The sequence below is a fragment of the Lysinibacillus capsici genome, assembly GCF_003367505.1.
GTDB classification, from domain to species: domain Bacteria; phylum Bacillota; class Bacilli; order Bacillales_A; family Planococcaceae; genus Lysinibacillus; species Lysinibacillus capsici.
Genome location: NZ_PXXX01000013.1, coordinates 208,086 through 234,811, shown reverse-complemented (window position 1 = coordinate 234,811; position 26,726 = coordinate 208,086). Strand labels below are relative to the sequence as shown.

The following is a 26,726-nucleotide window of genomic DNA, read 5'->3' as shown; positions in this document are numbered from 1 at the left end:
TTCAATAAGCAGGGTTTTTGCTTGTAACGAAACTAATCGATACGGCATATTTGTAATGGACAATTTTCACAGGCAATTTCATTTTTTAAAAATTGTAAATCATGAATGGTAATAAATCCTTTATCAAAAGTGATAATCTCATGTTTTTTTAAATCATTCAGCATACGATTAATCATTTCCCGACTTGTCGCACACAGATTTGCAATTTCTGTATTTGTTAGCTGAAAATCAATAAAAATCGAGTCATTTTCTACAGGTTTACCATACGTATTGGACAGCCGAATGAGCGTTGAAAATAGAGCACCTTTTTTACCGTTTAACACTAAATCGCGCAAACGACTCTGATGCTTTAAGTTTTCTGTTTGTAGCCACTTCATGTATTCCACCATAACTGTCGGCTGCTCTTCTAGTAAATGCTCCAAAGATTTACGACTCAAAACATACAACGTAGAGGGTTCTAAAACTTTGGCAGTCATTGAATTATAGACGAGATTACAAAATAACGAACCTTCTCCTATTATGCTGTCAGGGCCACAAATACGAATGGTTAATTCCTTACCCGTCTCGGATTCTTGGCTAATCGAAATAACACCTGATTGGATGTAATAAATTTCTTTTGCCCGTTCACCCTCTAGAAAAATTTTATTTCCTTTATTCACTTTGATAAAAACACCGTGGTTTTGAAAAAGTTCTTTAATTTTTTCAAACATATTATCCATTAAAACCATATCTCCAACACATCGCTTTCTTTTTGTAATAAATGGCGATTATTACAAAAGGATAGTGGATTTCGATACTAAAACATAGAAACATACCATTATTATAACGTAAACTTCCATAATAAGTGAAAAAATTTTAGGACGATTTCTTTGCTAAGCATTGTCGAGTGATGTAAAATAAAGTTAGTCAAAAAAGGTCAAACTTTTTTAATGAATAAGAATGGGTATATAAATAATGAGAAATATGAAAAAAAGGAGTGCTAGCTATGCAATTTCAACAAACAGACAATAAAAAACCATTAGAACAATTTGGGCGCAATTTAATTGAAGAAGTAAAAAACGGCAAGATGGATCCTGTTATCGGGCGTGATGAAGAAATTCGAAATGTAATTCGTATTCTAACACGTAAAACGAAAAATAATCCTGTATTAATCGGTGAACCAGGAGTTGGTAAAACGGCAATTGTGGAAGGTTTAGCACAGCGTATTGTTAAAGGTGATGTACCAGAAGGCTTGAAAGAATGTGTGCTATATGAACTGGATATGAGTGCGTTAATCGCTGGTGCAAGTTATCGTGGACAATTTGAAGAACGCTTAAAAGGTGTGCTAAAAGAAGTAAAAGAATCAGAAGGACAAATCATTCTATTTATTGATGAAATTCATACGATCGTAGGTGCAGGAAAAACAGATGGCGCTATGGATGCAGGAAATATGCTAAAACCTATGCTAGCACGTGGTGAATTACACTGTATTGGTGCTACTACCTTAGACGAATATCGTATGTACATTGAAAAGGATCCTGCCTTAGAACGTCGATTCCAGCAAGTACTAGTGCGTGAGCCATCTATAGAGGATACGGTATCCATTTTACGTGGTTTAAAGGAACGCTTTGAATTACATCACGCAGTACGTATTCATGACAGAGCAATTGTTGCGGCAGCAGAACTATCCAATCGCTATATTACAGAACGATTTTTACCTGATAAGGCCATTGATTTAATTGATGAGGCTTGTGCAATGATTCGTACAGAAATTGATTCAATGCCACAGGAATTAGACGCAGTCACACGTCGTATTATGCAGCTTGAAATTGAGGAACAGGCATTGCGTAAGGAAAAGGACGAGGCAAGTAAAAAACGTCTGGAGCAATTACGCGAAGAATTAACAAAGTTAAAAGAGTCATCTAAGGGCATGCGACAACAATGGGAAGCAGAAAAAGAAAAACTACACGATATTCAGAAAAAACGTGAAACATTGGATAAATATCGTCGTGATCTAGATGAGGCAGAAAGTAAATATGATTTAAATAAAGCTGCTGAATTACGTCATGGTAAAATTCCGACACTTGAAAAAGACATTCAGGTACTTGAAAAGGAATTAGAGAACGGTGCAGAATCTCGTATTTTACGTGAAGAGGTAACAGCAGATGAAATCGCAGCAATTGTTTCACGTTGGACAGGAATCCCTGTAACAAAATTAGTAGAGGGTGAGCGTGAAAAATTATTACGTTTAAAGGATACATTACATGAACGTGTGGTTGGACAAGATACAGCAGTTCAATTAGTGACAGAAGCGGTATGGCGTGCACGTGCAGGTATCAAAGATCCACACCGACCTATTGGTAGCTTTTTATTTTTAGGTCCAACTGGTGTAGGTAAAACAGAACTTGCCAAGGCACTTGCTGCACAGTTATTTGATTCAGAAGATCACTTTATTCGGATTGATATGAGTGAATACATGGAGAAACATAGTGTGTCTCGACTTGTTGGGGCTCCTCCAGGCTATGTGGGCTATGAGGAAGGTGGACAACTAACGGAAGCAGTTCGCCGAAATCCTTATTCTGTGGTGCTTCTAGACGAGATTGAAAAAGCTCATCCTGATGTGGCGAACATTTTATTGCAAATTTTAGATGATGGGCGCATTACAGATAGTCAGGGACGAATGGTGAATTTTACAAATACAGTAGTCATTTTAACTTCGAATATCGGATCAAGTTATTTAATGGAGGCAAAGGAAAATGATGCGGCTGTGGAGGACTTAGTCATGTCAGCCCTACGACAACATTTTAAACCTGAGCTATTAAACAGAATGGATGATATCATCTTCTTCCATGCATTATCTACTAAACATTTTACTGCGATTGCCTGGAAGTATGTGGAGCAATTGATTAAACGTGTCGCAGAGCAAGAAATTACTTTATCTGTGGAGCAAGAAGTCATTGATTGGGTAGTAGAGCAAGGTGCAGATGCCCAATTTGGAGCAAGACCACTAAAACGCTTTGTACAGCGACATATCGAAACAGCCGTTGCTAAAGAACTATTACGCGGAGAAGTTTTACCGGGGGAGACGTTGCATGTGAAAATGCATGAGGGTCAATGTGTTGTGGAAAAATAACAGAAAAAACCTGTTCGGCATGAAGCTGAACAGGTTTTTTCTAGCTGAATTAATGATGGTCTGCAGCTTCTGGTGTAGGGTCGTTTGGAATGATTGCTCCAATAATAAAGATAAGGATGGAGAATACAACAGAAACGATTGCCCCAGTTTTGAAATCAAATGGTACACCAAGTACAGAGCTGACTACGTAGTTTAACATAGAAACTAGTAGGAATGACCATATGAACGTTACGATATATTGCATTAATTTCACCTCAACCGAACTTTTTTCATCATAAGGTTTTACTCATATTCATTATCATATCATAACATAAATCAAAAAAAAATGAACCATTTATGTGAAACATGGCGATTTTGTCACAACAAATATGAGATTTAGTATTTTATGTTTAGTAATGTAAAGTATTTAGGAACAGCTCTGAAATAGGGGAATGTGCTCCTAAGCGGGTGAAAAGTGCTCCAAAAGGGAAGAACACCGCTCATACATGATGCAAGGTGCTTTGAAAAATAATGAACAAGCTCAACAAAGTACGATAGATAAAGCTCTAAACAGAATAACCTCATTCCATAAAATTCTTCACTTCTTTATTCAAAGAACACTACCCTCAGCCGCATAAATTTTAAATCATCTTGCGTCATTCCTTTTATATGCGTTATAATTATGACCAGTTACTAATAATTGATAGTAAGAAAGCTGAGGGGTTGCTATATGAACGCTGGTATTATAGGAATAGGCAAATATGTTCCTGAGAAGGTCGTTACAAATTTTGATTTGGAAAAAATCATGGATACTTCTGATGAATGGATTCGTACTCGAACAGGCATTGAAGAACGTCATTTTGCGGCAGATGATCAGGAAACTTCAGATTTGGCAGTAGCTGCTGCAAAAGAAGCTATTGCAAATGCGGGTATTACGCCTGAGGAAATTGGTTTAATTCTTGTAGCAACTGTCACACAGGATCAAACTTTTCCAAGTGTAGCTTGTATGATTCAGGAACAAATCGGAGCAGTAAATGCTGCAGCAATGGATCAAGCAGCAGCATGTGCAGGATTTATATATAGTTTAGTGACAGCAAAGCACTTTGTTGAGGCAAATGCTTATAAATATGTCTTAGTAGTAGGTGTTGAAAAGCTGTCGAAAGTCGTTGATTGGGAAGATCGCAATACAGCTGTATTATTTGGCGATGGTGCCAGTGCAGCTATCATTGGGCAAGTCTCTGAAGGTAGAGGTATTCTATCCTTTGAACTTGGTGCAGATGGTACAGGCGGAAAGAATCTTTATTTAACGAAGCAAGATACAATTGCGATGAATGGTCGTGAAGTGTTTAAATTTGCTGTTCGACAAATGGGTGAATCGGCTGTTAATGTATTAGAGAAAGCGGGTTTAACAAAAGAAGACGTTGATTTCCTAGTGCCACATCAGGCAAATATACGTATTATGGAATCTGCACGTGAGCGTTTAGAGCTACCACCAGAAAAAATGTCAAAAACGATTCATAAATACGGAAATACTTCAGCAGCATCTATTGGTATTTCCTTGGTAGATGAGCTCGAAGCAGGTAAGATTAAAGAGGATGATTTATTAGTCCTTGTAGGTTTTGGTGGCGGCTTAACATGGGGTGCCGTAGCCATGAGATGGGGAAAATAAGTAGGAAAAATGCTTGAGGGGAGTAAGACAATGAGTAAAAGACGAGTAGTAATTACAGGAATTGGCGCAGTTACACCACTAGGAAATAGCATCGAAGAAACATGGGCAAACATTAAAGCTGGTAAATCTGGCATTGGTGAGCTGACACGTTTAAATAAAGATCTTTTTGCCGCAAAAATCGCCGCAGAAGTAAAGGACTTTGATATTGAAAAATACATTGATCGTAAAGAAGCACGTAAAATGGATCGCTTCACACAATACGCATTAGCGGCTTCTATTATGGCAATGGAAGATGCACAGCTATCAATTGATGAAGAGCTAGCTCCACGTGCAGGTGTATGGATTGGTTCTGGTATCGGTGGAATGGAAACATATGAACAACAATTTTTAACATTCCAAGAGCGTGGCGCAAGACGTGTTAGTCCTTTCTTTATCCCAATGATGATTCCTGATATGGCATCGGGCCAAGTCTCTATTCACTTTGGTGCAAAGGGGATTAATTCTTGTTCTGTAACGGCATGTGCTTCAGGCACAAACTCTATTGGTGATGCCTTTAAAGTAATTGAGCGTGGAGATGCTGATGTTATGATTTCTGGTGGTGCTGAATCACCAATCGTAACAATGGCGGTTGCAGGTTTTTGTGCCAATACAGCACTATCATTAAATCAAGATCCACAAGCAGCATGTCGCCCATTCGATAAAAACCGAGATGGCTTTATTATCGGAGAAGGAGCGGGTATTGTCATTTTAGAAGAATATGAACATGCAAAAGCTCGTGGTGCCAAAATCTATGCTGAAGTTTTAGGTTATGGTGCAACTGGGGATGCGCATCACATTACGGCTCCAGCTCCAGAGGGTGAAGGTGCAGCACGTGCGATGACGCAAGCATTAACAGATGGTGGCGTAGAGCCATCACAAGTTGATTATATTAATGCCCATGGTACAAGTACGCCATATAACGATTTATTCGAAACACAAGCTGTGAAAACTGCTTTTGGTGATCATGCGTATAACCTTGCAATGAGCTCAACAAAATCTATGACGGGTCACTTATTAGGAGCAGCAGGTGGTGTGGAAGCTATTTTCACAGCATTAGCCCTTAAAGAAGGAATTTTACCACCTACAATCAATTTAAAAGATCCTGATCCTGAATGTGATTTAGATTATGTTCCAAACGAAGCAAGAGAAGCAAATATTCAATATGCAATGAGTAATTCTCTTGGTTTTGGTGGTCATAATGCAAGTCTCCTATTCAAAAAATATGAAGCATAATAGATAAACATAAAAAAACGTCAGCCAAATTTAAATGGCTGACGTCTTTTTTTATAGTTTTGTGAATAAATGATAAGTAAGAAGAAATAGAAAGGATGCCATTACTATGTTTCGTCTCTTTTTATTTTTAGTAAGTTATGGCTTAATGATCCTCTCTGTAGGGAATCTCATATTGTATTTAAATTACCGCACACTAGGTTATTCATGGAAGGTTGTTTTCAAATTTATTTTTCAAACAACAGAATTTTATATGGCGGTAGGAGCCTGTATCATCATCTGCGCAGTTGTGCTTGATTTGGGCTTTGATCGATCCTCAGACAAGCCGTAAGTTTAGCGACGTGCGCGACCAAGACCCATAGCATCTTCCATACGTTTTAATGTAGCACTAGCAATCGCATTCGCCTTTTCAGCACCTTCATCTAGAATGACATCTAATTCTGATGATTCTACTAGATGATAGAATTTCTCTTGAATAGGTGTTAGGTGTTCAATTACTGCTGTTGCTACACCCTGCTTGAATCCACCATAACCAATTCCCTCATATTTTTTGACTAAATCTTCAACGGCTACCCCTGAAATAGCTGATTCGATTGTCAATAAATTTGAAACACCTGGTTTATTTTCCACATCAAATGCAACGATGCCGTCAGAGTCAGTTACAGCTGATTTAATTTTTTTCTCAATGTCTTTCGCAGTATCTAATAAGCGAATTGTCGCTTTCGTATTTGGATCTGATTTACTCATTTTCTTTGTTGGCTCTTGTAAGGATTTAATGCGTGCGCCAGCTTTAGGTAATTGAATTTCAGGAATTGTTAAAACATCGCCAAAGCGTTTGTTAAAGCGTTCTGCAAGGTCACGAGTTAGCTCAATATGCTGCTTCTGATCATCGCCGACAGGGACAATATTTGTGTTATAAAGTAGAATGTCTGCAGCCATTAGCGGTGGATATGTTAAAAGAGCAGCAGATACGCTTTCCTTACCATGTGATTTATCTTTGAATTGTGTCATACGTTCTAGCTCACCGATAGACGCAACACATTGTAACATCCATCCTGCCTGAGCATGCGCTGGCACCTCTGATTGAATAAATAATGTCGATTTTTTAGGGTCAATGCCAGTAGCAATGTAGGTAGCAGCAAGCTTACGAATACTTTCTCGTAATTCTTTAGGATCTTGTGCAACAGTGATGGCATGTTGATCAACGATACAATAAATAGCGTTTCCTTCATCTTGTAGTGCCGGGAACTGCTTGAATGCTCCTAAATAGTTCCCTAATGTTACGATACCTGTAGGCTGTACGCCAGAAAAAATAGTTGTCATAAAAAATTCCTCCTCGAATTCAATTGCTGTAACTTATGTCACAGTGTTGTCTTCACCTTTCAACTTGGTAATGAAGACAAAAAAACATCATGCGTCCTCATTAGATTTTTTCTAATGAAGGGACGAATGATGTTTGAATCCGCGGTACCACCCAGCTTGCCTAAAAAGGCCACTCAGCTTCGTAACGTGAAGGGACGAGCTTTGCTAATAGCTTCAAGTAGCGTTCACAAAGCTAACTCGGAAGTCCATTCCACATGCATCCACGATCTGTTTACAGCAACCACAGACTCTCTATACGTGAATTAGCATATGTACTACTCTTCGTCAGCGTTTTTCTCAATTTAAATTGTTCAAATTGATTTGATTGCAAAGAATTATATTATAAAGATTCCTTTGTGTAAAGTCAGACTTTTGACGGTGTTTTTTTTCTAGAAAAAATTATATGCTTTTTTTATTATGTAATTTTGTTATAAATTTATAATTTTTTATTAAAAAATTGTTTAGATGTACACGTGGGATTGACAATTTTCTCGATTATTTTTCTTAAATGAGAACAACTGAGATATCTGTTTAGATGTTTAAAATGCTTTAAAAATGGGAATGGTAGTAGTAGCACATAAGTTTGAAGAAAATACATCATATTTGAAAGCTGTATGAATAGACAGAATATTTATGGATAGGTTCAGATTTTTTTTATTGGAACTATATTCAAATACAGCTGAGTACTGTATAATGGTACTGTGTATTTTACATTACATTAATTCTAATTTAACACATTGGTTCTGGTTTATAGATAATGATTTTTAAATGAAAGGATGTGTCAGAATGATCGTAACCCTATTTACATCACCAAGTTGTACCTCTTGTCGTAAAGCAAAAGCTTGGTTAGAGGAGCACGAAATTCCATATACAGAACGTAATATATTTTCTGAACCGCTTAGCATAAGTGAAATAAAAAAAATTTTACGAATGACAGAAGATGGAACTGATGAAATCATTTCCACTCGTTCTAAAATATTCCAAAAATTAAATGTGGACGTTGAAAGCTTACCATTACAACGTTTATATGAATTAATTCAGGAATATCCTGGCTTACTACGTAGACCAATCATTTTAGATGAAAAACGTCTGCAGGTTGGCTACAATGAAGATGAAATTCGTCGTTTCTTACCTCGAAAAGTTCGAGCATATCAATTACAAGAAGCGCAACGAATGGTGAATTAAACCTTTCTATTCTGAATAATATATGTAATAGATGTTACAGATGTGGAATACATGTTGTGACATCTTTTTTTATGTTTTACTTCTGTAAAACCTTCTATATGAAGTATAATAATTAATAGGGAAAAGTCATATATTTCCGTAAAAGTATGTTAAACTTGATTTAAGTTAAATAGTTTACTACAATTTCAATAATTCAAATATCTTCTGTGAAACGGTGTATATCCTTTTCATTTTATGACAGAACAGCATACAATAGAGTTAGAGACAACTGTGAACACAAAAATTCATGTTTACGGTTACTCGATGGTTTTACTGTAGTGTGGTCAAAGGTTGAAAAACAAATGCAGTATGAAGGTTAAAAACAAAGAATAAAAGCATACTAATGAAACAAACTGTTTTTCGACATATGACAGTGAAGGGAGATGAGGTCTAGTGGACATCGAACGTGTAAATGAAAATACACTCAAGCTCTTTATTACGTACAATGATATAGAGGATCGCGGCTATAGTCGTGAAGAAATTTGGTACAATCGAGCAAAGGGTGAACAACTTTTTTGGGATATGATTGATGAAGTAAACACGGAGGATTATTTTGATGTAGAGGGTCCGATTTGGATTCATATCAATGCATCTGAAGTAGGCTTAGAAATCATTGTCACACGTGCACATATTTTAAAAGACGGTGAAACATTAGATGGTCATTCGAATTTTGATGAACACAAAGATATGTTTGCACCATTCGATGAAGTTGGAGAGGATCTTCTTAGCCAACTAACTCAATTTGGTGACATGGATGAGTCAGAATTATTTATGGATACAGACATTTATGTTTATAAATTTAAAGATATTGATGAGTTAATCCCTGTCGCAAAACGAATGACAGACGAATTAGTGGATTCCTCATTATTCAAATATGAAAATTGGTACTATCTAGTTGTTGATTTCGGAAACGCAGATGAGGATTTAAATCGTCATGATAGAAATGCAGTTATCAAGGAATTTTTAACACCATCCAATTTTACAATTCATCGTCTAGAGGAGTACGGTGAAAAGATTATGGAATTCAATTGCTTTGAAACAGTTCGAAAATACTTTGCATAGGCAATGAAATACTAATTATTTTAGACTGTAGTGAAACTCGTAAATGAATCGAGTTTCGCTACAGTCCTTTTTTATGTTTTCAGCATCAAAGAGCTTGAATAAGAGCGCATTTTTAAAATTTCAAGAAAAAGGTGCTTTATTTTTGTTAGTGAAAATCCATTCTATTATAGTTGGCTAAAAAGGAGCTGATACTATGCTGATTGCCTATAACAATCAACAGCAACTATTTCTCCCATATCAATATACGAGGAAAGCTTTACAGCGATATAGGCGGCAAATGAAATTTTATTGCCCTCAATGTTTAGAACAAGTTCAATTGAAAATAGGTAACTATAATATTCCCCACTTTGCTCACTTCACAAAAAATCAATGTTCACAGCTGTTCGCAGAAGGTGAATCTAAAATACATTTACAAGGTAAAGTGCAATTATATGAGTGGCTCCAAAAGCATGGACATCAGGTGAAACTAGAACCATATTTAAAGGAGGTTTCTCAGCGCCCAGATTTGCTTGTTACACTCGATAAGGAGCAGTTTGCAGTTGAATTTCAATGTAGTACTATCTCTCATGAAAAATGGCATCAACGAACAATGGGCTATGAAAGAAACGATATACAAGCAATTTGGCTTTTTCAAACTCCACAAGGCAAAGAAGCTGTCAACGGCATCAGAAAAATTAGAATCTCTCCACTCTTGCAAAAGGCGTTTATAACGACAACGGATTTACCATATTTATTGACGTACAACCCGGTGACAGCCCAGTTTGTTTATTGGACGAATCTTCTTCATGTTCATGGGCATACTTTCATAGGTAAAGTACAGAAAATTTCGGTCGATCTACAACATTTCCCTTTTTATAGACCTCAACGTATTACCCCAGAAGAATTTCAACGCTATTGGCAGCTCTATAAACAGACTTGTAGGCAATTTGCGCATAGTCGTCTTTTACATAGCAAGAAGGGGGCACAAGATCCATTTTTACGTAATTGCTATGAATTAAATCTTTCTCTTACTGCTCTGCCACCATACATTGGTATTCCAGTGAAAGAAGGAGCAGCTATCCCTTTGTTTACGAGCGAGTGGCAAATAATGCTGTTTTATTTTAGTAAACAATTAGGACGTCTTCCATTTGAATTAACAAAGGGGCAGATGGAAAACTTTTTATGTAAGCATCAGCTGGAAGTAACCGAACAAGCACTCAGGGCTATTCAAAATTATGGGTATCTTCTTAAGCGTATATATCATGAGGATGGTTTACTAGATAATTGTGAGCAAGTCTATGTACATTTATTTGCAATTGCCACAATATACTGAGAAAATATGAGAGTAAAAGGAAAAAAGCACATATAAAGGGGGCTGGCATATATGGCTAGTAACAGTAATCAGGTTTTGGTTCGAAAAGAAGTACCAGAAGAATTAACATGGCGCTTAGAAGACATCTTTGCAACAGATGCAGCTTGGGAAGAGGAATTGAAGGAGGTTGCAGAGCTTGCTAAACAAGCACCTAGCTATGCAGGTACTTTAAATAATGGGGCAGAGGCATTATTAGCAGCTTTACAGTATCATGATCATATATATGAACGTGCAATGAAGCTCTACACATATGCTCATATGCGCTATGATCAAGATACTACAAATAGCTTTTATCAAGATATGAACAGCCGTATTCAAACATTGGCAACGAGTATCTCAGCTGGCCTTTCCTATTTAACGCCAGAAATTCTGTCATTAAGTGAAGAAACGATTGAACGCTACTTAACAGAAAACCAACACCTAGAACTATATAAGCAATCTTTAAAAGAAATTACAATGGCACGTCCACATGTATTACCAGCCGAACAGGAGGCATTGCTAGCGCAAATGTCTGAGGTGACAGGTACAGCTTCGAATACATTCAGCATGTTAAACAATGCCGATATGGTATTCCCTCATGTGAAAAATGAAGAGGGAGAAGAAGTACAACTTACGCATGGTAATTATATCAAGTTTTTAGAGAGCAAGGATCGCTCTGTACGTGAAGGCGCATTTAAGGCTATGTACGAAACATACGGCAAGTTTAAAAATACGTTCTCGTCTACGCTAACTGGTAATGTAAAGAAGCATAATGTAAGTGCTCGAATTCGTCATTATGAATCTGCACGCCACGCTGCCATGTCTAATAACTTCATTCCTGAAAATGTCTATGATCAGCTGGTGGAAACAATTCATAAGCATTTACCAGCTATGCAACGTTATATTTCGTTGCGTAAGAAATTATTGGGTGTAGACGAATTGCATATGTGGGATTTATTTGCGCCACTAGTTAAAGAGGTGGAAATGAAGGTCTCTTATGATGAAGCGAAAGATATTTTAGTAAAGGCTTTAGCTCCATTAGGGGAGGAATATCAAAGCATCGTTCAAAATGGACTGGATAACCGCTGGGTCGATGTTTTAGAGAATAAAGGGAAGCGTAGTGGAGCCTATTCTTCAGGCGCCTATGGTACGAATCCGTATATTTTAATGAATTGGCAGGATAATGTGAACAATCTATTTACATTAGCACATGAATTTGGCCATAGTGTTCATAGTTATTATTCACGCAACAACCAGCCATTTGTTTATGGAGACTACTCTATTTTTGTGGCAGAGGTCGCTTCTACTTGCAATGAAGAGTTATTAAATGACTATTTACTGAAAACAATTGATGATCCACAACAAAAAATATACTTATTAAACCATTGGCTAGATGGCTTCAGAAGTACGGTATTCAGACAAACAATGTTTGCAGAGTTCGAACACCTTATTCATCAGATGGATAAGAACGGTGAATCCTTGACAGCAGATCGTTTAACAGAAGTTTACTATGAATTAAACAAAAAGTACTTCGGTGATGATATGGTGGTAGATGAGGAAATAGGCTTAGAATGGGCTCGTATTCCACACTTCTACTATAATTACTATGTTTATCAGTATGCGACTGGTAAATCAGCCGCTACAGCGTTGAGTAAACAAATTTTAGAGGAGGGTGCACCAGCTGTAGAACGTTATATTAATAACTTCTTAAAAGCGGGATGCTCTGATTTCCCTATTGAGGTATTAAAGGCAGCAGGCGTTGATATGAACGTAGCTAAGCCAATTGAAGATGCATGTAAAGTATTTGAAGAACGTTTAAATGAATTAGAAAAATTATTGTTAAATAACTAATTAATTGGGCTATAGGAATGTTCCTATAGCCCAATTATTTTTATTAACAGCATAAATTAAAAGGAAAGAATAATGTTTTTTTTTGATTTCTAAATAGTTTAAAAGTGTGCATCTTGGAAAAATACTGTTTGTAATCGCTTTCTATTTGACAAATTTGTGAATCTAGTATTGGTTTCATTGCTAAATATATTATTCCATGATAGAGTAATTCTTGTGAAATAAATCACAAAACAAACATACACCCCTTTGTTTGAACGTGAACATTTCTCCCATCCCCTTTGTGAAAAAGAAGCGTCTCTATCGGTCGAGGATAGAGGCGCTTCTTTGTATTTTGCGTTATCTTGAAAAAGGGACTCCATCATGATGATTGGAGTCCCTATTGTTTATTTTATTATTTAAGACGCCATAACGTAGCGTGAGTAGTCTGGATTCGTTCGATCTTTTGTTGCAGCATGCGTTTCTTTAGTTCACGCTCTGCTGCTTGCTCTGTTAATGAATAGATAAAAGCTATTTCATTTGTAGAAAGAGTATGGAATTTAGAAAATAAGTCCTCTATTGATGGTAAAGGCTGACGGACAAGCTGTTCGTTCAGCATTTCTTGTAAAATATGTTCATAAACTTCATAGGAATAGCTACCACTAACTTTTAGTCCCTCATCTTCAATACATTCATTGAAAAATACGATACTTGGTACTTCATCTACTTCCATTTCGCGTTTAATATATAAATCGCATTGGAAAGCACGTGCTGCCTCTTTTGAACCAAAGTCAACAGTAAACTCATTCATATCGAGTTGAACATCCTCAGCTATTTTTAAAAGCGTTGCATAGGAGTTTACATCTTGATGACTTAATAATACGTATTCTTGTAGTTTCGACAAATAACGCGCACCTGCACGTTTCCCCTGTAATTCAGCTGCTTTAATAGCGATAGAAGGTAAAACAGGGTGATTAATATCAAGTTCGATGCCTGAAATACAGCCTTTGACACGTTTACTTAAGCAATTTAAAGAAGTAAGTTCTGTACTTAAAACAAAGCGCCATGTAAAGTAATGGTTGTATTCAAGCTGTAATTTACGAAGAGTTGCTTGCATACTGAAAGCTTCAGGGCAAAGTGGATCTACGAAAATATACAATTCAATTGGCTTGTTTGCAGTAGAAATCGTTGGCGTTGGCTCTTGCAACATTTGAATATTATTCACGTAACAATTCCCCCTCATCGTCATTTGGCGTATTAACCATGTGATGAGCTGTTAATACTAAACGTTGATAATAAGTTTCACGGAACTTCCCTTCCAAACCTACCTCATCCATTGCTTCTGACATACACTCTAGCCAAGCTTGAGCGCGGTCAGGTGTAATAGGAAAATTCATGTGACGTGCACGCATCATCGGATGACCATGCTCCTCAGTAAAAAGATTTGGCCCTCCTAAATACTGTGTTTGAAATTGAATTTGTTTACGGGCTGTTTCTGTTAAATCTTTTGGAAAGATTGGAATAAGATCAGGATGCTGAGCAACTCTTTTATAGAACGCATGAATGAGTTCTGACAGTTTTTCAGCTCCCAGCTCCTCATAAGGAACAGTGTATTTTCGACTCATAAGTTATATGCTCCTTTAATTCTTTATATCGTAAAGTACCATATTGTATACTTCATCCTCATCAAATTGTGAAATTCTTGTGACTACCTTCATTCTATCAACGTCTTTTCGTTAACACAAACAAAGAGCTCTTTCGAATTGCTGTTCGCTACAAAAGCACAAATTTCACCACTATGGGTGAAATTTGTTGGAAATGACATAGATAACAGGAAAGATGCGATTACACTGTAAAGTAATTCATCACTTTTTTGACATAATTCTGTGTTTCTTTGAAAGGAGGGATTCCTCCATATTTCGTAACACGAGATGCGCCAGCATTATAAGCTGCTAATGCTAGTGAAGGGTCATTATTAAACTTATCTAGCATTTGACGCAAATATTTTGCACCAGCCATAATATTCTGCTCTGGATCAAAAGCGTTAGTCACACCCAAATATTGTGCTGTTTTGGGCATGAGTTGCATTAAACCTTGCGCACCCGCATGGCTTACTACAGTTGGATTAAAATTAGATTCTTGTTTAATAACCGCTGCAATAAGCTTCGCGGGTATCTGATAAGTAGCGGCTGCTTTTTCAATAATGGCAGTATACTCATTTGATCCTGCTAGTGAATTAGCATATGCTGTAGAGCCTATTACATCGTCTGAAACATAGGAATCAAGTTTGTTATTAGCATATGTGTTTGCTAAAGCTTGTTTGACTGATTCAGGTATAAACACAGCATTAGACCCTTTGTAAAGTAATGATTCTAATGGACTTTGCTCCAAAGTAGCTAATTCTTTGACGAAATTTGAATTATTTGCTGTTCCTGTAGCAAGCAAGCTTGATAATTTAGCATTACTTGCTGTCGAAGTTTCTCCTAATAATTCGTTAATCATATCAGAAAAAATAGACTCATTGTCCGTGGGTGAACTTTCGCTTGATCCAAGTGTTTGCAGAGCCCGAATTTCTAGTAAAGATTTGAATGATTGAATATCCAAGGAGTCAGACACCTTCCTTTTTTCTACTTTTATAAATTTTGTGCTTTTAGTGCCTTCATAAAACGAGCAATTTTTTTATCAGTTGGTTGCTTATCAATACCATATTTTTGTAAAAATTCGTCGAAAATTATATTTCCTTTTATTGCATCTTTTGCTTCATATTCTACCTCATAATCGTCACGCTGCAAATAGAAAGAATGATCAAAAACGAGAAGTCCCTCTTTGTAAGGAATTTCGACACGATCTGTAGTGAGAGAACCAAATACATGCAATTGTTCTAAAGGAATGTGATGAAGAGCTAATCTTTTAGCTACCTCTTGAGCATAAAATCCTTTGCCATCTAACATTTGTTGCGCCTCTATTGCTGTTATTTCATCCGTCGTTTCAAGGTGAGCATGCTCGGCGTTTTTTTCTTTGAGCGTACATTCGAAATAATCACCAATTTGTCTAATACGAAGACCACTTTGTAGGTTGCGAATTGCTTGATTAGGTGTGTCAAAATAATGATTTGTTTGACGATGAATAGCATTTTGGCTAATGTGGAACTCTTGTAATAATTGCTCGTATTGTTGTTTTGTTAATAGATTTTTAAATTCAATTTCAATTTCTTGTGTCATTTATAGTCACCTATTTATTTTTTATTTTTCATCCGTTGTTTCGCTCGAATTAATATTTACACACTGCAACTATTTACCCTGTGTGCTAAAATAAGAGGAAGAGTACAACGAAAAGGGGAACCGCATGTGCGTAAAATTTATACAATAGATACATCGAATTTTGAACAAGATCAACTTCATTTTAGTTTAAACGACAATGAAGTAAATTTACAGTTAAAACCTGCTGGACAACTCATTGCAGATTCAGATGATTTTGCATTCATTTATTTACTTGATGCAGGTGAAGACTATCATTACTTGCGTTTTCCACCGAGTAGTTGGGAAAATCTTGTACATATTTTACAAAAAGGGAAAAATCCATTGCTACGAATAGGTGAAGAAGTGATTGAGCTGACAAATTTCTACGAGGAATTGGAAATGCTCGTGTATAATATTGAAGGAAATTACAATTATGGGGCAGAATTTGTCCAGGCAGTGGAACAACACTTCAAGGCTATTCTTGCTGAATAGAAAGACAAAACGAACAGATGGTGGTGTTCGATACCGATTGTCGGGAGGTTTTTACAATGGGACAATGGGAAATTTTTTTAAGTCCTTATAAACAAGCAGTAGACGAATTAAAAGTAAAATTAAAGGGCATGCGTTCGCAATTTGGTATTGTTAATGCCAATTCGCCAATTGAATTTGTTACAGGACGTGTCAAGCCTTTAGCAAGTATATATGACAAAACGTTAGAAAAAGGACTAGCTTTTGAGCCTTCTAAACAACTTGGTGATGAACTTGGTGATATTGCTGGCCTTCGGATTATGTGTCAATTTGTTGATGATATTTCAACGGTAACTGAGCTAATTCGTCAGCGAAAAGATATGCGTGTAGTGGAAGAACGCGATTATATTACACATAATAAGCCTAGTGGTTATCGCTCCTACCATATGATAGTGGAGTATCCTGTTGAAACAATACAAGGAAAAAAAGTAGTATTAGCGGAAATACAAATCCGTACACTAGCCATGAATTTCTGGGCTTCAATAGAGCATTCTTTAAATTATAAATATAAGGGCATGTTCCCAGAAGAGATTAAGAATCGCTTGCAAAGTGCTGCCGAGGCAGCATTTCGGTTGGATGAGGAAATGTCATCCATTCGTAGTGAAATTCAAGAGGCACAGGCCTACTTTAGCGAATATAAAGAAGCATCGAATCCTAATTTACTAACGGAGAAGGAGCGTGACGCACAATGAAATTTTCGATTCAATCACGTAGAGATGCACAATCCAACGAGCTGATGGAACTTGCTAAAACCTATTTACAGGATTTTGGCTTGACCTATGATGAAGAGACGCCAGAAATTGTTGTTTCGATTGGAGGAGATGGCACACTATTGCATGCCTTTCATCGATACTCCCATTTATTAGATCAGGTAGCCTTCGTTGGTATCCATACAGGGCATTTAGGATTTTATGCGGATTGGAAACCATCTGAATTAGAAAAATTAGTTTTGTCCATTGCTAAGAAGGATTTTAATGTTGTGGAATATCCACTGCTGGAAGTAAGGGTAGAGCATCATAATGCCGAATCAAATACGTATCTTGCTTTAAACGAAGCAACCGTCAAATCGCCAGATGTTACACTTGTGATGGATGTAGAGTTAAATGGCAATCAATTTGAGCGTTTCCGTGGTGATGGTCTTTGTGTATCCACTCCCTCGGGTAGTACGGCTTATAATAAAGCTCTAGGTGGAGCCATCATACATCCTACACTAGCGGCACTCCAAGTCACTGAAATTGCCTCAATTAATAACCGCGTTTTCAGGACAGTAGGATCGCCATTAATCTTACCAGCACACCATCATTGTGTATTGCGTCCTGTAAATGAACAAAATTTTAATATGACTGTTGATCACTTGCAAATTACTCAAGGTGATGTCAAAGCCATAGCGTTTAATGTAGCAAATGAAAGAGTACGTTTTGCCCGTTTCCGACCATTCCCATTTTGGGAGCGAGTGCATGAATCATTTGTTGCAAATGAATAACGTGGATACAAGATTTACATTACAATTTGAGGCAAAGAAAAATGGCCAATTATTACGAGAGGCTCTTCAAGAGTGGCGTATTTCTAAGCGAGCTCTAACAGCTATTAAGTTTGATGGTGGCATGTTGACTGTGAATGATGTCGAACGTAATGTGAGACATATCCTGCAAGTTGGAGATTGTGTGAAAGTAACGTTTCCTCCTGAAGAAAAAAGTGAAGGGCTTGCTATCGAGTATGGAGATTTGTCCATTGTATACGAAGATGATGCCATCATAGTGCTCAACAAACCAGCTCATCAAAGTACGATACCCTCACGAGAGCATCCAACCAACAGCATTGCAAATTTAGTTTGTGGCTATTTTCAGCAACAAGGATTGGCCTCTACGGCTCATATTGTTACAAGGCTAGACCGAGATACATCAGGTTTACTATGCATAGCTAAGCATGCTCATATTCATCATTTAACAGGGCTTGCTCAGCGTAAGAGAGAGATTTCAAGACAATATGAAGCCATTGTACATGGACATATCGAACAAAACTTTCAATCGATTATAGCTCCGATTGGTCGTAAAGAAGCTAGTATTATTGAAAGAGAAGTACGAGAAGATGGACAATATGCACATACGGATGTAAAGGTTCTGAAGCGTTTTTCACTGGGTGCTGAACCAATGACACATGTACGACTTCAATTGCATACAGGGCGTACACATCAAATTCGCGTGCACATGTCACATCTTGGACACCCACTTGTGGGGGATGACCTTTATGGTGGTAGTCGTCTTCAGATTGATCGACAAGCATTACATTGTGTATCTTTAAGTATGGAGCATCCTTTAACAAGTGTGCCATTACACTTTACAAGTATGCTAAATGAAGACATGCAAAGATTACTGAAGGAATCTTCAGCATAAATTTTTGATAAAAGGAGGTGTTCGCGCAAACGAGCATCTCCTTATCGTTTTTTGAATTAGGTTAAACTGCGTATTTCTTCACGAGGGAGATTCTTAATATCACAGGTTGTATGGTAGGTGAAAATTGGATGTATTGTTTATCTGCGCGTCAACAACAACTATCTTGGAGTTTGGCTAGAGAAGTAGATTATTTTTTACACCTTATTCATAACAAAGTGACAAAGGTAAGGTATAGTAAAATAGAATCGTCATGATTTTAGGCGTAATATTGAATTTTATAAAAATCTGCCCAATTGCTCATAAATATAACTTAAAAAAGAGTTTGCAGAAAAGGTACATTACACTCTATTATATAGAAGGTAGATTTACGGCAGCATTGCCCGTAAAATGATTGAAAGCTCGGAAGGAGGGGACAAGCATGATAGAGGAAAGAAATGAAAAGGATGATGTGCAATTTGATGAGGCACATCTACGAGAAATGCTGGAAGCACATAATATTGACGCATTCCGTGATGAGTTTTTAGAACTTCATCCATATGATCAGGCAACGTTTTATGAAAAGGTGGAACCTGATATAAGGAAAATCATCTATTCGTTCTTGTCTCCGACAGAAATGGCTGATATTTTTGAGGCAATCGATATTGAAGATGATGAGTATAAAGCATATCTTGCTGAAATGGATCCATCATACGGTGCAGAAATGCTATCTCATATGTATGCGGATGATGCGGCAGATGTCTTAAATGAACTGGATACAGCACAGCGCGAAAGCTATTTAGAAATGATGGATGAAGAAGCGGCAGAAGATATTAATGAGCTACTAAGCTACGATGAATATACTGCTGGCTCTATCATGACCACTGAATATGTCGCTATACCAGAAAATTCAACAGTTCGTTCAGCTATGGCTATTTTGCGTAAAGAGGCACCAGATGCAGAGACCGTTTATTATATTTTTGTTGTGGATGAAGAACATCGTCTAACGGGTGTTATATCGTTACGTGACTTAATCATTGCTGACGAGGATACACTTATTCGGTCAATTATGAATGAACGTGTCGTAATGGTACATGTAGGCGATGACCAAGAAGAAGTCGCGCAAATTATGAAGGATTATAATTTTTTAGCGACACCTGTTATTGATGATAAAGGAGAATTACTTGGTATTATCACGGTTGACGATATTATTGATGTTATTGATGAAGAGGCTTCTGAGGATTACTCTAAATTAGCTGGTATTTCGGATATGGATAAATTTGATGTAACACCATTCCAAGCAGCTAAAAAACGTTTGCCATGGCTAGTAGTTCTACTGTTTCTAGGTATGTTAACAGCTAACCTAATGGGGCAATTTGAGGATACTTTAGATAAGGTTGCCTTACTAGCGGTCTTTATTCCATTAATTTCAGGAACTTCAGGTAATAGTGGAACACAGGCATTGGCCGTGGCCATTCGAGGGATTGCAACAGGTGATGTAGAAGAACATAGTAAATTGAAGTTACTATTACGTGAAGCAGGTACTGGCTTAATGTCAGGCATTGTTTGTGGATTAATTGTTATTGGGATCGTTTATTTTTGGAAACATGAACTTGTCCTAGGTATGTTAGTAGGGGCAGCGCTTTGTGGTTCTATTTTAGTGGCAACATTAGCTGGTTCATTTATTCCATTGTTAATGCATCGACTAAAAATTGACCCTGCTGTTGCATCAGGACCCTTTATTACTACATTAAATGATATTACAAGTATTTTAATTTATTTGGGCTTAGCGACAGTTTTCTTAAGCCAAATAGGCTAAGAACCAATTTGCTTACTTTCGCATATTGTATGGAAAAAAGGGAAGTGAGTAAAGTGGATCAAGAACCACGCTTGTTTATAAAATCACCATCATATTTTTTAAATATTTCTAAGGTGTTACATGAACTTGATTTGGATGAAAGTACATCTGTCTATGTAAAGGACACTATGTTCGATGAGCAAATAGTTGAAGAAAAAAATGAGACAGTGGATGAAGTACAAATAGATCCTTATTTACTGAAACAGCTCCAGTTTTTAGAAAAACCATTTCGTCAGAGAGCCTATCAGCCATTATTAGTTTGTTTAAAGGATGGTAGAAAATTAACTGGGACAGCTTCAGATGTACAGAATGATTCTTTAATGCTCACATCATTAGAATTAAAAATACAGGAAATCATTCATTTTGAAGATATACAGCAAATACTTTGGCGAGGAAGAAAATTGCCAACTTTATAAAAAAAGTGTACAGCAGAGGATGCTGTACACTTTTTTTATGTGTGTGTGTCAAAGGTGAAAGAATTAGTCACAAATCCCTAAGTCAACATCAGCGATACATTGTACAGCGCAGAAGCAAGATAAATCCACAGTAATACAGCTATCTGTTGAGCTCCAGTCATCTACTTTACAGATTTTCTTCATGTTGATACAACAACCATCTTTGCTTAGTAAGTCTACTGTACTTTCACTAGAGTCAAATGTACATAATGGCTCTAAAACACGTAAAGTAGCACAGCATTCATCAAACATATCTTCTACGCGGAAGAATACGGATGTACAAATACAAGGATCTGCTGTTGGAGAGTTAAAGAATGCTTTGAAAGGAGTACCATCTTTTGTAATTAACATGAAAACACGTGTATCTGCTTGTGAGCGTGCAGGACTAACAATCCCGCCTAGTGGCTCTAAGAAACAGTTTGCTGTACATGGAGAACACTCATCTCGCACCGCTTGATTTTGAATATCTAAAATAGCGCGAACTACGTCACAAACGCAGCCTGCTGAATGGATTGGTCCAATAGGATTTGTTGGCTTACCACAACCCATATTGTCACCCCCTTTCCTTGTTACTACTTCTACAATATGTACTTTTGAAAACTGGACTCGGGCTTTTGTGTATTTCTTTGAATGAATAGTTTTTTTATGTGTGGAGAAACTGTAAAGAAAAGGAGGGTAAAACTTGAGGCTACTAGGAATGACGTTACCTCTCTTAGTTGTTTTATCGCTGTTAAATGGTTGTGCTGAAAAGGAAAAATTTATCGTCTATGGGTCTCCACAAAATGAAAGTGAAGTCGAAACCCTTATTAAAGAAGAAGACTATGTTGATCGCTCAACGGTTATTCAATATGACGATAGTATGCTTATCGCAGTACAAATTAAACCATGGGAAAAGTGGAAAAAAACTAAGTTAGAGAAAAAATTGCAAAAGAAATTTGAAGAGAAATATCCAAACAAAGAAGTGTTTGTCTCCGCTGATTACAAAATTTTTTATGAAGCCAATAAAATAAAAAAGGATCAGATGGAAGATAATAAATTAAGCGATAAAATTACAGAACTAAAAGAGCTTGCAAAGGAGGAGACATAAATGGAAAAAGAGCAGTATCAACAGTTAGAGCAAAATGTTACACCAAAGCCCCCTTATTTAAAGAATGTAGCAAAAGCCTTTTTCGTTGGCGGTTTTATTTGTGCAATCGGTCAAGCTGTGTCTCTTTTTTATATTATTTTCTTCAATTTTACAGAAGCAACAGCAGGAAATCCTACGGTTGCAACGATGGTATTTTTCGCAATGATATTAACAGGTCTTGGCCTTTATAAAAGAATTGGTCAATTTGCTGGGGCTGGATCAGCAGTTCCAGTAACAGGCTTTGGTAATGCTGTTATTTCGGCAGCAATCGAGCATCGTTCTGAAGGGCTAGTATTGGGAGTCGGAGGAAATTTATTTAAATTAGCAGGATCAGTTGTTTTATTTGGTGTAGTGTCAGCATTTTTTGTAGCGCTCATTAAATATATCCTCGTAACGATAGGAGTGGTTTCATGGTAATTGTATTTCAATCGAAGCCCTCTCTTTTAGCAGGTGGTGTGGTAGCAGGTCCATTAGAAAATAGGAGTATTTTTAGTCAATATTTTGACTCTGTGTATGATGATGAACGTTGGCAAATGAAAACAAACGAACAGGGACATCGTAAAATGATCGAAGAGGCCTGTGAATTTGCTATGAAAAAAATGGGCGTACAAAAAGGTGATATCAATTATTTAATGGGTGGAGATTTAGTCAACCAAATGACGCCAACTAATTTTGCCGCTAGGGATTTAGAAATCCCTTTTATTGGACTCTTTTCGGCATGTGCCACATCTGTATCTTCAGTCATTATTGCATGCCTGTTAACCGAGTTAGGTGCTGCTAATTTTTCATTAGCAGGTGCCTCTAGTCAACATAATGCAATTGAACGCCAGTTTCGTTACCCCATCAATTATGGAGCACAAAAACCACAAACAGCTCAGTGGACTGTAACTGCTGCTGGTTATGCGTTAATTGGCAAGCATCGCGAGGAATATCCTTCTATAGAAGCGGCAACAATTGGCAAATCCGTTGACTATGGTATGGATGATCCTTTCCATATGGGTGCAGCAATGGCACCTGCTGCATTTCAGACGATTCAATCTCATTTACAACAGAGAAATCAAAAAATTTATCATTACGATTTAATTTTAACAGGCGATTTGGGCCAGCTTGGCTTAAAGCTATTGAAAGGAATGCTTGTGGAAAATGGCGTGAAAAATGAAGAGCTCACGTTATTACGTGATGCAGGTGCTGAATTTTATGGACAGGATGAAGCATTCCAATCTGGTGCAAGTGGTGCAGGCTGTTCGGCAGCTGTTTTTTTTAGTTATGTTATTCAACAAATGCGTGCAGGGAGCTATAAGCGAGTATTACTAGTAGCAACGGGTGCGTTATTATCTCCGCTATCCTATCAGCAAGGCGAGACGATTCCATGTACGGCACATGCGATAGAAATTACGATGAAATGAGGCAAAAAACATGGTTATGACTTTTGTATTTGCATTTATTGTTGGAGGCATTATTTGCGTCATAGGCCAATTATTAATGGATGTTGGCAATTTAACACCGGGCCATACACTAAGTACGTTAGTGGTTGTAGGTGCGATTTTGGATGGTATGGGCTTATATGAGCCATTAATTAATTTTGCTGGAGCAGGGGCGACAGTGCCCATTACATCCTTCGGGAATTCATTAACACATGGTGCTCTGGCGGAGGCAGAAAAACATGGACTTGTTGGCGTATTAACAGGCATGTTCGAAGTAACAAGCTCAGGAATCAGTGCTGCTATTGTGTTCGGCTTTATTGGTGCCTTAATATTTAGACCAAAAGGAAATATTGACTAGACGAATACCCCTCCCATTTTTACGACCGAAACATATTATAGGTTGTAGAAGGGAGGGGTGCTTTTATGGGATACCAAGGCTGGGGCTCACAACCGTACGGAAATAACGTTGGTGGGTGGAACAATAGCTACTGCGGAGGATACTCTGGAGGCAACAACTATGGTTATGGTTCTACATTTGTTCTAATTGTTGTACTATTCATTCTATTAATTATTGTTGGCGCTACTTACATCTAATTTGATGAACATAATAAAGGCTTTAGCTTTTATTTAGGAAATTCTAAATAAAGTTAAGGCCTCCACCATTTGCGAAATGTTTCGTGCAAGAAGCAAGGTCATATTGAGTTTTAATGATAGGAGGGAAAACATGCATCGCTCGTTTTTTAATTCGATTGAGCAAAAAACAGGTGTATCGATGGATGAAATCTTCGCATTAGCCAATGCCATTCAACATGCGGATTTTACCAGTGAAAAACAAGTAAGAAAAATTGTACGACGTGTTGCTAAAATATCTAACAGATCAATTACGCAAGAGTTAGAAGATAAATTAGTACAATCTATTATTCAAGATGGCGCATCACTAGATTTCGATAAAATCACTAGAATGATGAAGTAGCGCATGGCATATCTACTTGGCAATGCAGCTTGTTACGATAGAGTAGATAAATGGTGGCAAGCGAATTCGTCTCATAAAAAGGGGTGTTACGACATTATAAATATCGTAACACCCTTTCATTAAATATTCTTCTCCATAGCACGGTGTGGAATACCTGCATCCATAAACTCAGGTGAGGTAACTGTAAAGCCTAGCTTTTCGTAAAAGGGAATTGCATAGCTTTGTGCATGAAGTTTTAAGGCTTTTTTATTAATAGAAATGGCATGCTTCTCCATTTCCTTCATAATTAAAGCGCCTAATTTTTTGCCGCGTTGGGATTGTAAAATACAAACACGCTCAATTTTAGCTGTATTGTTGTCAATACTGCGTAAACGTGCTGCTCCTACAGGCTCATCGTTATTATACATAATGAAATGTGTTGCAGTTGCATCCTCAGCATCACATTCTAGATGAAGCGGAACACCTTGCTCTTCAACAAATACTTTTTTGCGAATGGCAAAGGCCTCATCGTGCTCTTGCTTTGTTTCAACAATTTTAACGGTATACAACAATCACTCAGCTCCAGACAAACGGAATGTTTCGTATGTTGTCCATGAACCATCTTCTAATTGATATAAAAGATGAATGCGATCAATTGTATCTTTTTCATCAACGCCCGTCATGCGTAATTGACCAAAAATGTCATCATGCTCTGAATCTGACATTTTTTGAGCGATTGTAATGTGTGGTACAAATACATGCTTCATTTCCCCATAAGGGATTTTTTCTTGAAGTTCATGTTGGAATGCTGCTAATTGTTCTGTTGGTTCAATGCGGAAGTAAATCGCATTTGTTGTAGGGAAAAACGAACTAATGCGAGATGCATGAATGTTTAAAGGTGCATATTTAGCAGCAAGTTCATCTAATTGCTTGACGATGGTTTGAATCTCTTCTTCAGACGCATCGAAGCTGTCCTTTAATGTCATATGCGGTGTAATCTTTGCATAATGAGGATCGTATCGTTTGCGATAAGTATTCGCTAAATCTTGCAATTTTTTTGATGGAAATGCCACAATACCGTACTTCATAGTCCATTACCTCCCGAAAATAAACAATTTTTCTAATTAAGTATAACAGAAATTTCAGTTTTCGTAATTTGAATCGCTTCATATTAATTGAAATTTTCAATTAATGCACGTCGAAGGTCTGGTTTCCAATATTTCCATGTATGATTGCCATCAAACTCGTCATAAAATGTAGTAAACCCTTTACTTATCATGAGATCATGCAATTGACGATTAGGTGTTAAAAAATCTTTGATGGTTTTATCCATTGTCACAACCTGATCTTCGCCTTTGCCGACGATATGGTAGATAGAAATAGATCCTGGATCTTTAAAATTTTCCACAGCCTTTAATACATCAGCATCTACATAAGGTGATTGTAGGATGACTTTGCCAAAGATGCTTGGATACTTTAAAGCAGCCATTAAGGAAGCAGTGGCAGCCATAGAGTCACCAATCACTCCACGACTCATACCCATTTGGTAAGTGGCATACTCCTGATCTAAATAAGGCACTAGCTCATGTGCTAAAAAGCGAAGATAGGCTTCATGTTGCTCACCGCTCGGGATATATTTATGACGTCGATCTTTTATGTCTTTGTAAGGAACAAATGCAATAATTAAATTTTCGATTTCATAGTCATCAATCAGTTCATCAGCTAGCTTTGTAATACCACCAAGTTGGAAATAATCTTTACCGTCTGATGCGATTAAAATGTTGTATTTATATAGTGGAGAATAATTTGCAGGAACATAAATATAGAGCTGTAATTCTTCCTGTAATGACTCACTGTAAAATGTTAAATCCTGTACTGTTCCCTTATCCAATGATGACACTCCTTCTTGTGTTTGTAACAAAATTGTACCATATTACGTAA

General features: G+C 37.2%; 31 protein-coding genes and 1 other annotated feature. Of the genes, 20 read left to right on the top strand and 11 right to left on the bottom strand.

The genetic code is table 11. From position 1 onward, the window contains the following. Positions 1-32 precede the first annotated feature (32 nt). Entirely contained in the window at positions 33-719 is a 687-nt protein-coding gene (locus C7B89_RS12730) for a Crp/Fnr family transcriptional regulator (protein ID WP_048392033.1), read from the bottom strand. Positions 720-985: 266 nt separating this feature from the next. Between C7B89_RS12730 and C7B89_RS12725 the strand changes: the two genes are divergently transcribed. Further along, entirely contained in the window at positions 986-3,112 is a 2,127-nt protein-coding gene (locus C7B89_RS12725; RefSeq protein WP_082148127.1) for an ATP-dependent Clp protease ATP-binding subunit, read from the top strand. 49 nt (positions 3,113-3,161) lie between these two features. On the opposite strand, the gene C7B89_RS12720 is transcribed toward C7B89_RS12725, so the two are convergent. Continuing rightward, positions 3,162-3,356, bottom strand: a complete 195-nt coding sequence (locus C7B89_RS12720) for a YjzD family protein (RefSeq protein WP_004227469.1) — start codon at positions 3,354-3,356, stop codon at positions 3,162-3,164. Positions 3,357-3,821: 465 nt separating this feature from the next. Between C7B89_RS12720 and C7B89_RS12715 the strand changes: the two genes are divergently transcribed. The 3 genes from C7B89_RS12715 (at position 3,822) to C7B89_RS12705 (ending at position 6,360) form a co-directional block, all read left to right on the top strand. Then, positions 3,822-4,760: a beta-ketoacyl-ACP synthase III gene (locus C7B89_RS12715; protein WP_048392032.1), complete on the top strand. Its 939-nt coding sequence runs from the start codon at positions 3,822-3,824 to the stop codon at positions 4,758-4,760. Positions 4,761-4,790: 30 nt separating this feature from the next. Continuing rightward, on the top strand, positions 4,791-6,032 hold the full coding sequence (fabF, locus tag C7B89_RS12710; protein WP_115673842.1) for a beta-ketoacyl-ACP synthase II: 1,242 nt from the start codon (positions 4,791-4,793) through the stop codon (positions 6,030-6,032). A gap of 106 nt (positions 6,033-6,138) precedes the next feature. Further along, complete coding sequence (locus C7B89_RS12705; RefSeq protein WP_016994330.1) at positions 6,139-6,360, top strand: YuzI family membrane protein; 222 nt, start codon at positions 6,139-6,141, stop codon at positions 6,358-6,360. A gap of 2 nt (positions 6,361-6,362) precedes the next feature. On the opposite strand, the gene trpS is transcribed toward C7B89_RS12705, so the two are convergent. Further along, entirely contained in the window at positions 6,363-7,352 is a 990-nt protein-coding gene (trpS, locus tag C7B89_RS12700) for a tryptophan--tRNA ligase (protein WP_048392030.1), read from the bottom strand. A gap of 115 nt (positions 7,353-7,467) precedes the next feature. Beyond that, positions 7,468-7,689 (bottom strand) — a binding site (T-box leader). A 491-nt stretch (positions 7,690-8,180) separates the two neighbouring features. Here trpS and spxA point away from each other — a divergent pair. The 4 genes from spxA to pepF all read left to right on the top strand — a co-directional run bounded on the left by spxA (position 8,181) and on the right by pepF (position 12,858). After that, positions 8,181-8,576: a transcriptional regulator SpxA gene (gene spxA / locus C7B89_RS12695; protein WP_025116803.1), complete on the top strand. Its 396-nt coding sequence runs from the start codon at positions 8,181-8,183 to the stop codon at positions 8,574-8,576. A 432-nt stretch (positions 8,577-9,008) separates the two neighbouring features. Next, a complete protein-coding gene (gene mecA, locus C7B89_RS12690) occupies positions 9,009-9,677 on the top strand; it encodes an adaptor protein MecA (RefSeq protein WP_004227456.1) in 669 nt (222 codons plus the stop codon). A gap of 193 nt (positions 9,678-9,870) precedes the next feature. Next, positions 9,871-10,989 (top strand): competence protein CoiA, encoded by a 1,119-nt coding sequence (locus C7B89_RS12685; RefSeq protein ID WP_115673841.1) that lies wholly within the window; start codon positions 9,871-9,873, stop codon positions 10,987-10,989. A 51-nt stretch (positions 10,990-11,040) separates the two neighbouring features. Further along, entirely contained in the window at positions 11,041-12,858 is a 1,818-nt protein-coding gene (pepF, locus tag C7B89_RS12680; protein WP_115673840.1) for an oligoendopeptidase F, read from the top strand. 391 nt (positions 12,859-13,249) lie between these two features. On the opposite strand, the gene C7B89_RS12675 is transcribed toward pepF, so the two are convergent. From C7B89_RS12675 to C7B89_RS12660, 4 genes are all read right to left on the bottom strand, one after another. Then, positions 13,250-14,059, bottom strand: a complete 810-nt coding sequence (locus tag C7B89_RS12675; RefSeq protein WP_004227450.1) for a DsbA family protein — start codon at positions 14,057-14,059, stop codon at positions 13,250-13,252. After that, positions 14,052-14,459 (bottom strand): globin domain-containing protein, encoded by a 408-nt coding sequence (locus C7B89_RS12670; RefSeq protein WP_004227447.1) that lies wholly within the window; start codon positions 14,457-14,459, stop codon positions 14,052-14,054. Before C7B89_RS12670 ends, C7B89_RS12675 begins: the two co-directional genes overlap by 8 nt. Positions 14,460-14,679: 220 nt before the next feature. Beyond that, a complete protein-coding gene (locus tag C7B89_RS12665; RefSeq protein WP_048392027.1) occupies positions 14,680-15,438 on the bottom strand; it encodes a lytic transglycosylase domain-containing protein in 759 nt (252 codons plus the stop codon). A gap of 29 nt (positions 15,439-15,467) precedes the next feature. Next, positions 15,468-16,055 carry a CYTH domain-containing protein gene (locus C7B89_RS12660; protein WP_103117496.1) on the bottom strand — a complete coding sequence of 196 codons (588 nt, stop codon included), beginning with the start codon at positions 16,053-16,055 and terminating at the stop codon, positions 15,468-15,470. 126 nt (positions 16,056-16,181) lie between these two features. Between C7B89_RS12660 and C7B89_RS12655 the strand changes: the two genes are divergently transcribed. From C7B89_RS12655 to C7B89_RS12630, 6 genes are all read left to right on the top strand, one after another. Beyond that, on the top strand, positions 16,182-16,565 hold the full coding sequence (locus C7B89_RS12655) for a UPF0738 family protein (protein ID WP_004227440.1): 384 nt from the start codon (positions 16,182-16,184) through the stop codon (positions 16,563-16,565). Between the two features lie 56 nt (positions 16,566-16,621). After that, positions 16,622-17,293, top strand: coding sequence for a GTP diphosphokinase (gene yjbM / locus C7B89_RS12650; protein ID WP_004227437.1), 672 nt, complete (start codon positions 16,622-16,624; stop codon positions 17,291-17,293). Further along, positions 17,290-18,084, top strand: a complete 795-nt coding sequence (locus C7B89_RS12645) for an NAD kinase (protein WP_004227435.1) — start codon at positions 17,290-17,292, stop codon at positions 18,082-18,084. The genes yjbM and C7B89_RS12645 overlap by 4 nt, the downstream gene beginning before the upstream one ends. Continuing rightward, positions 18,059-18,994: an RluA family pseudouridine synthase gene (locus C7B89_RS12640; RefSeq protein ID WP_103117497.1), complete on the top strand. Its 936-nt coding sequence runs from the start codon at positions 18,059-18,061 to the stop codon at positions 18,992-18,994. Before C7B89_RS12645 ends, C7B89_RS12640 begins: the two co-directional genes overlap by 26 nt. A 418-nt stretch (positions 18,995-19,412) precedes the next feature. Then, positions 19,413-20,789: a magnesium transporter gene (gene mgtE, locus C7B89_RS12635; protein WP_048392024.1), complete on the top strand. Its 1,377-nt coding sequence runs from the start codon at positions 19,413-19,415 to the stop codon at positions 20,787-20,789. Between the two features lie 53 nt (positions 20,790-20,842). Beyond that, complete coding sequence (locus tag C7B89_RS12630) at positions 20,843-21,244, top strand: hypothetical protein (protein WP_231595610.1); 402 nt, start codon at positions 20,843-20,845, stop codon at positions 21,242-21,244. Positions 21,245-21,307: 63 nt separating this feature from the next. Here C7B89_RS12630 and C7B89_RS12625 read toward each other — a convergent pair whose 3' ends face one another. Further along, positions 21,308-21,832: a CotY/CotZ family spore coat protein gene (locus tag C7B89_RS12625; RefSeq protein ID WP_004230953.1), complete on the bottom strand. Its 525-nt coding sequence runs from the start codon at positions 21,830-21,832 to the stop codon at positions 21,308-21,310. A gap of 133 nt (positions 21,833-21,965) precedes the next feature. On the opposite strand from C7B89_RS12625, the gene C7B89_RS12620 reads away from it, so the two are divergent. The 6 genes from C7B89_RS12620 to C7B89_RS12595 all read left to right on the top strand — a co-directional run bounded on the left by C7B89_RS12620 (position 21,966) and on the right by C7B89_RS12595 (position 24,806). Continuing rightward, positions 21,966-22,370, top strand: a complete 405-nt coding sequence (locus tag C7B89_RS12620; RefSeq protein WP_225340734.1) for a YhcN/YlaJ family sporulation lipoprotein — start codon at positions 21,966-21,968, stop codon at positions 22,368-22,370. Continuing rightward, entirely contained in the window at positions 22,371-22,826 is a 456-nt protein-coding gene (gene spoVAC, locus C7B89_RS12615) for a stage V sporulation protein AC (protein WP_004230957.1), read from the top strand. Next, positions 22,820-23,815, top strand: a complete 996-nt coding sequence (locus C7B89_RS12610) for a stage V sporulation protein AD (RefSeq protein WP_054549787.1) — start codon at positions 22,820-22,822, stop codon at positions 23,813-23,815. Before spoVAC ends, C7B89_RS12610 begins: the two co-directional genes overlap by 7 nt. Before the next feature lie 16 nt (positions 23,816-23,831). Beyond that, positions 23,832-24,191 carry a stage V sporulation protein AE gene (spoVAE, locus tag C7B89_RS12605; protein ID WP_369700615.1) on the top strand — a complete coding sequence of 120 codons (360 nt, stop codon included), beginning with the start codon at positions 23,832-23,834 and terminating at the stop codon, positions 24,189-24,191. A 65-nt stretch (positions 24,192-24,256) separates the two neighbouring features. Next, complete coding sequence (locus tag C7B89_RS12600; RefSeq protein ID WP_009374137.1) at positions 24,257-24,427, top strand: YjcZ family sporulation protein; 171 nt, start codon at positions 24,257-24,259, stop codon at positions 24,425-24,427. 130 nt (positions 24,428-24,557) lie between these two features. After that, positions 24,558-24,806 (top strand): stage VI sporulation protein F, encoded by a 249-nt coding sequence (locus C7B89_RS12595; RefSeq protein WP_004230969.1) that lies wholly within the window; start codon positions 24,558-24,560, stop codon positions 24,804-24,806. 119 nt (positions 24,807-24,925) lie between these two features. On the opposite strand, the gene C7B89_RS12590 is transcribed toward C7B89_RS12595, so the two are convergent. The 3 genes from C7B89_RS12590 to C7B89_RS12580 all read right to left on the bottom strand — a co-directional run bounded on the left by C7B89_RS12590 (position 24,926) and on the right by C7B89_RS12580 (position 26,676). Continuing rightward, entirely contained in the window at positions 24,926-25,354 is a 429-nt protein-coding gene (locus C7B89_RS12590; protein WP_167444834.1) for a GNAT family N-acetyltransferase, read from the bottom strand. A 3-nt stretch (positions 25,355-25,357) separates the two neighbouring features. Then, positions 25,358-25,873 (bottom strand): YjcG family protein, encoded by a 516-nt coding sequence (locus C7B89_RS12585; protein ID WP_054549788.1) that lies wholly within the window; start codon positions 25,871-25,873, stop codon positions 25,358-25,360. A gap of 83 nt (positions 25,874-25,956) precedes the next feature. After that, the gene (locus C7B89_RS12580) at positions 25,957-26,676 is read right to left on the bottom strand and encodes an alpha/beta hydrolase (RefSeq protein WP_115673838.1); all 720 of its coding nucleotides are present in this window, start codon (positions 26,674-26,676) and stop codon (positions 25,957-25,959) included. Positions 26,677-26,726: the final 50 nt, after the last annotated feature.

Coding starts and splice junctions, on each gene's coding strand:
- C7B89_RS12725 (WP_082148127.1), top strand. CDS start 986: ATGCAATTTCAACAAACAGACAATAAAAAACCATTAGAACAATTTGGG.
- C7B89_RS12600 (WP_009374137.1), top strand. CDS start 24,257: ATGGGATACCAAGGCTGGGGCTCACAACCGTACGGAAATAACGTTGGT.
- C7B89_RS12715 (WP_048392032.1), top strand. CDS start 3,822: ATGAACGCTGGTATTATAGGAATAGGCAAATATGTTCCTGAGAAGGTC.
- C7B89_RS12730 (WP_048392033.1), bottom strand. CDS start 719: ATGGATAATATGTTTGAAAAAATTAAAGAACTTTTTCAAAACCACGGT.
- C7B89_RS12660 (WP_103117496.1), bottom strand. CDS start 16,055: ATGACACAAGAAATTGAAATTGAATTTAAAAATCTATTAACAAAACAA.
- spoVAC (WP_004230957.1), top strand. CDS start 22,371: ATGGAAAAAGAGCAGTATCAACAGTTAGAGCAAAATGTTACACCAAAG.
- C7B89_RS12640 (WP_103117497.1), top strand. CDS start 18,059: ATGAATCATTTGTTGCAAATGAATAACGTGGATACAAGATTTACATTA.
- C7B89_RS12585 (WP_054549788.1), bottom strand. CDS start 25,873: ATGAAGTACGGTATTGTGGCATTTCCATCAAAAAAATTGCAAGATTTA.
- trpS (WP_048392030.1), bottom strand. CDS start 7,352: ATGACAACTATTTTTTCTGGCGTACAGCCTACAGGTATCGTAACATTA.
- C7B89_RS12705 (WP_016994330.1), top strand. CDS start 6,139: ATGTTTCGTCTCTTTTTATTTTTAGTAAGTTATGGCTTAATGATCCTC.
- C7B89_RS12720 (WP_004227469.1), bottom strand. CDS start 3,356: ATGCAATATATCGTAACGTTCATATGGTCATTCCTACTAGTTTCTATG.
- spoVAE (WP_369700615.1), top strand. CDS start 23,832: ATGACTTTTGTATTTGCATTTATTGTTGGAGGCATTATTTGCGTCATA.
- C7B89_RS12595 (WP_004230969.1), top strand. CDS start 24,558: ATGCATCGCTCGTTTTTTAATTCGATTGAGCAAAAAACAGGTGTATCG.
- pepF (WP_115673840.1), top strand. CDS start 11,041: ATGGCTAGTAACAGTAATCAGGTTTTGGTTCGAAAAGAAGTACCAGAA.
- C7B89_RS12670 (WP_004227447.1), bottom strand. CDS start 14,459: ATGAGTCGAAAATACACTGTTCCTTATGAGGAGCTGGGAGCTGAAAAA.
- C7B89_RS12610 (WP_054549787.1), top strand. CDS start 22,820: ATGGTAATTGTATTTCAATCGAAGCCCTCTCTTTTAGCAGGTGGTGTG.
- mgtE (WP_048392024.1), top strand. CDS start 19,413: ATGATAGAGGAAAGAAATGAAAAGGATGATGTGCAATTTGATGAGGCA.
- fabF (WP_115673842.1), top strand. CDS start 4,791: ATGAGTAAAAGACGAGTAGTAATTACAGGAATTGGCGCAGTTACACCA.
- yjbM (WP_004227437.1), top strand. CDS start 16,622: ATGGGACAATGGGAAATTTTTTTAAGTCCTTATAAACAAGCAGTAGAC.
- C7B89_RS12625 (WP_004230953.1), bottom strand. CDS start 21,832: ATGGGTTGTGGTAAGCCAACAAATCCTATTGGACCAATCCATTCAGCA.
- C7B89_RS12645 (WP_004227435.1), top strand. CDS start 17,290: ATGAAATTTTCGATTCAATCACGTAGAGATGCACAATCCAACGAGCTG.
- C7B89_RS12685 (WP_115673841.1), top strand. CDS start 9,871: ATGCTGATTGCCTATAACAATCAACAGCAACTATTTCTCCCATATCAA.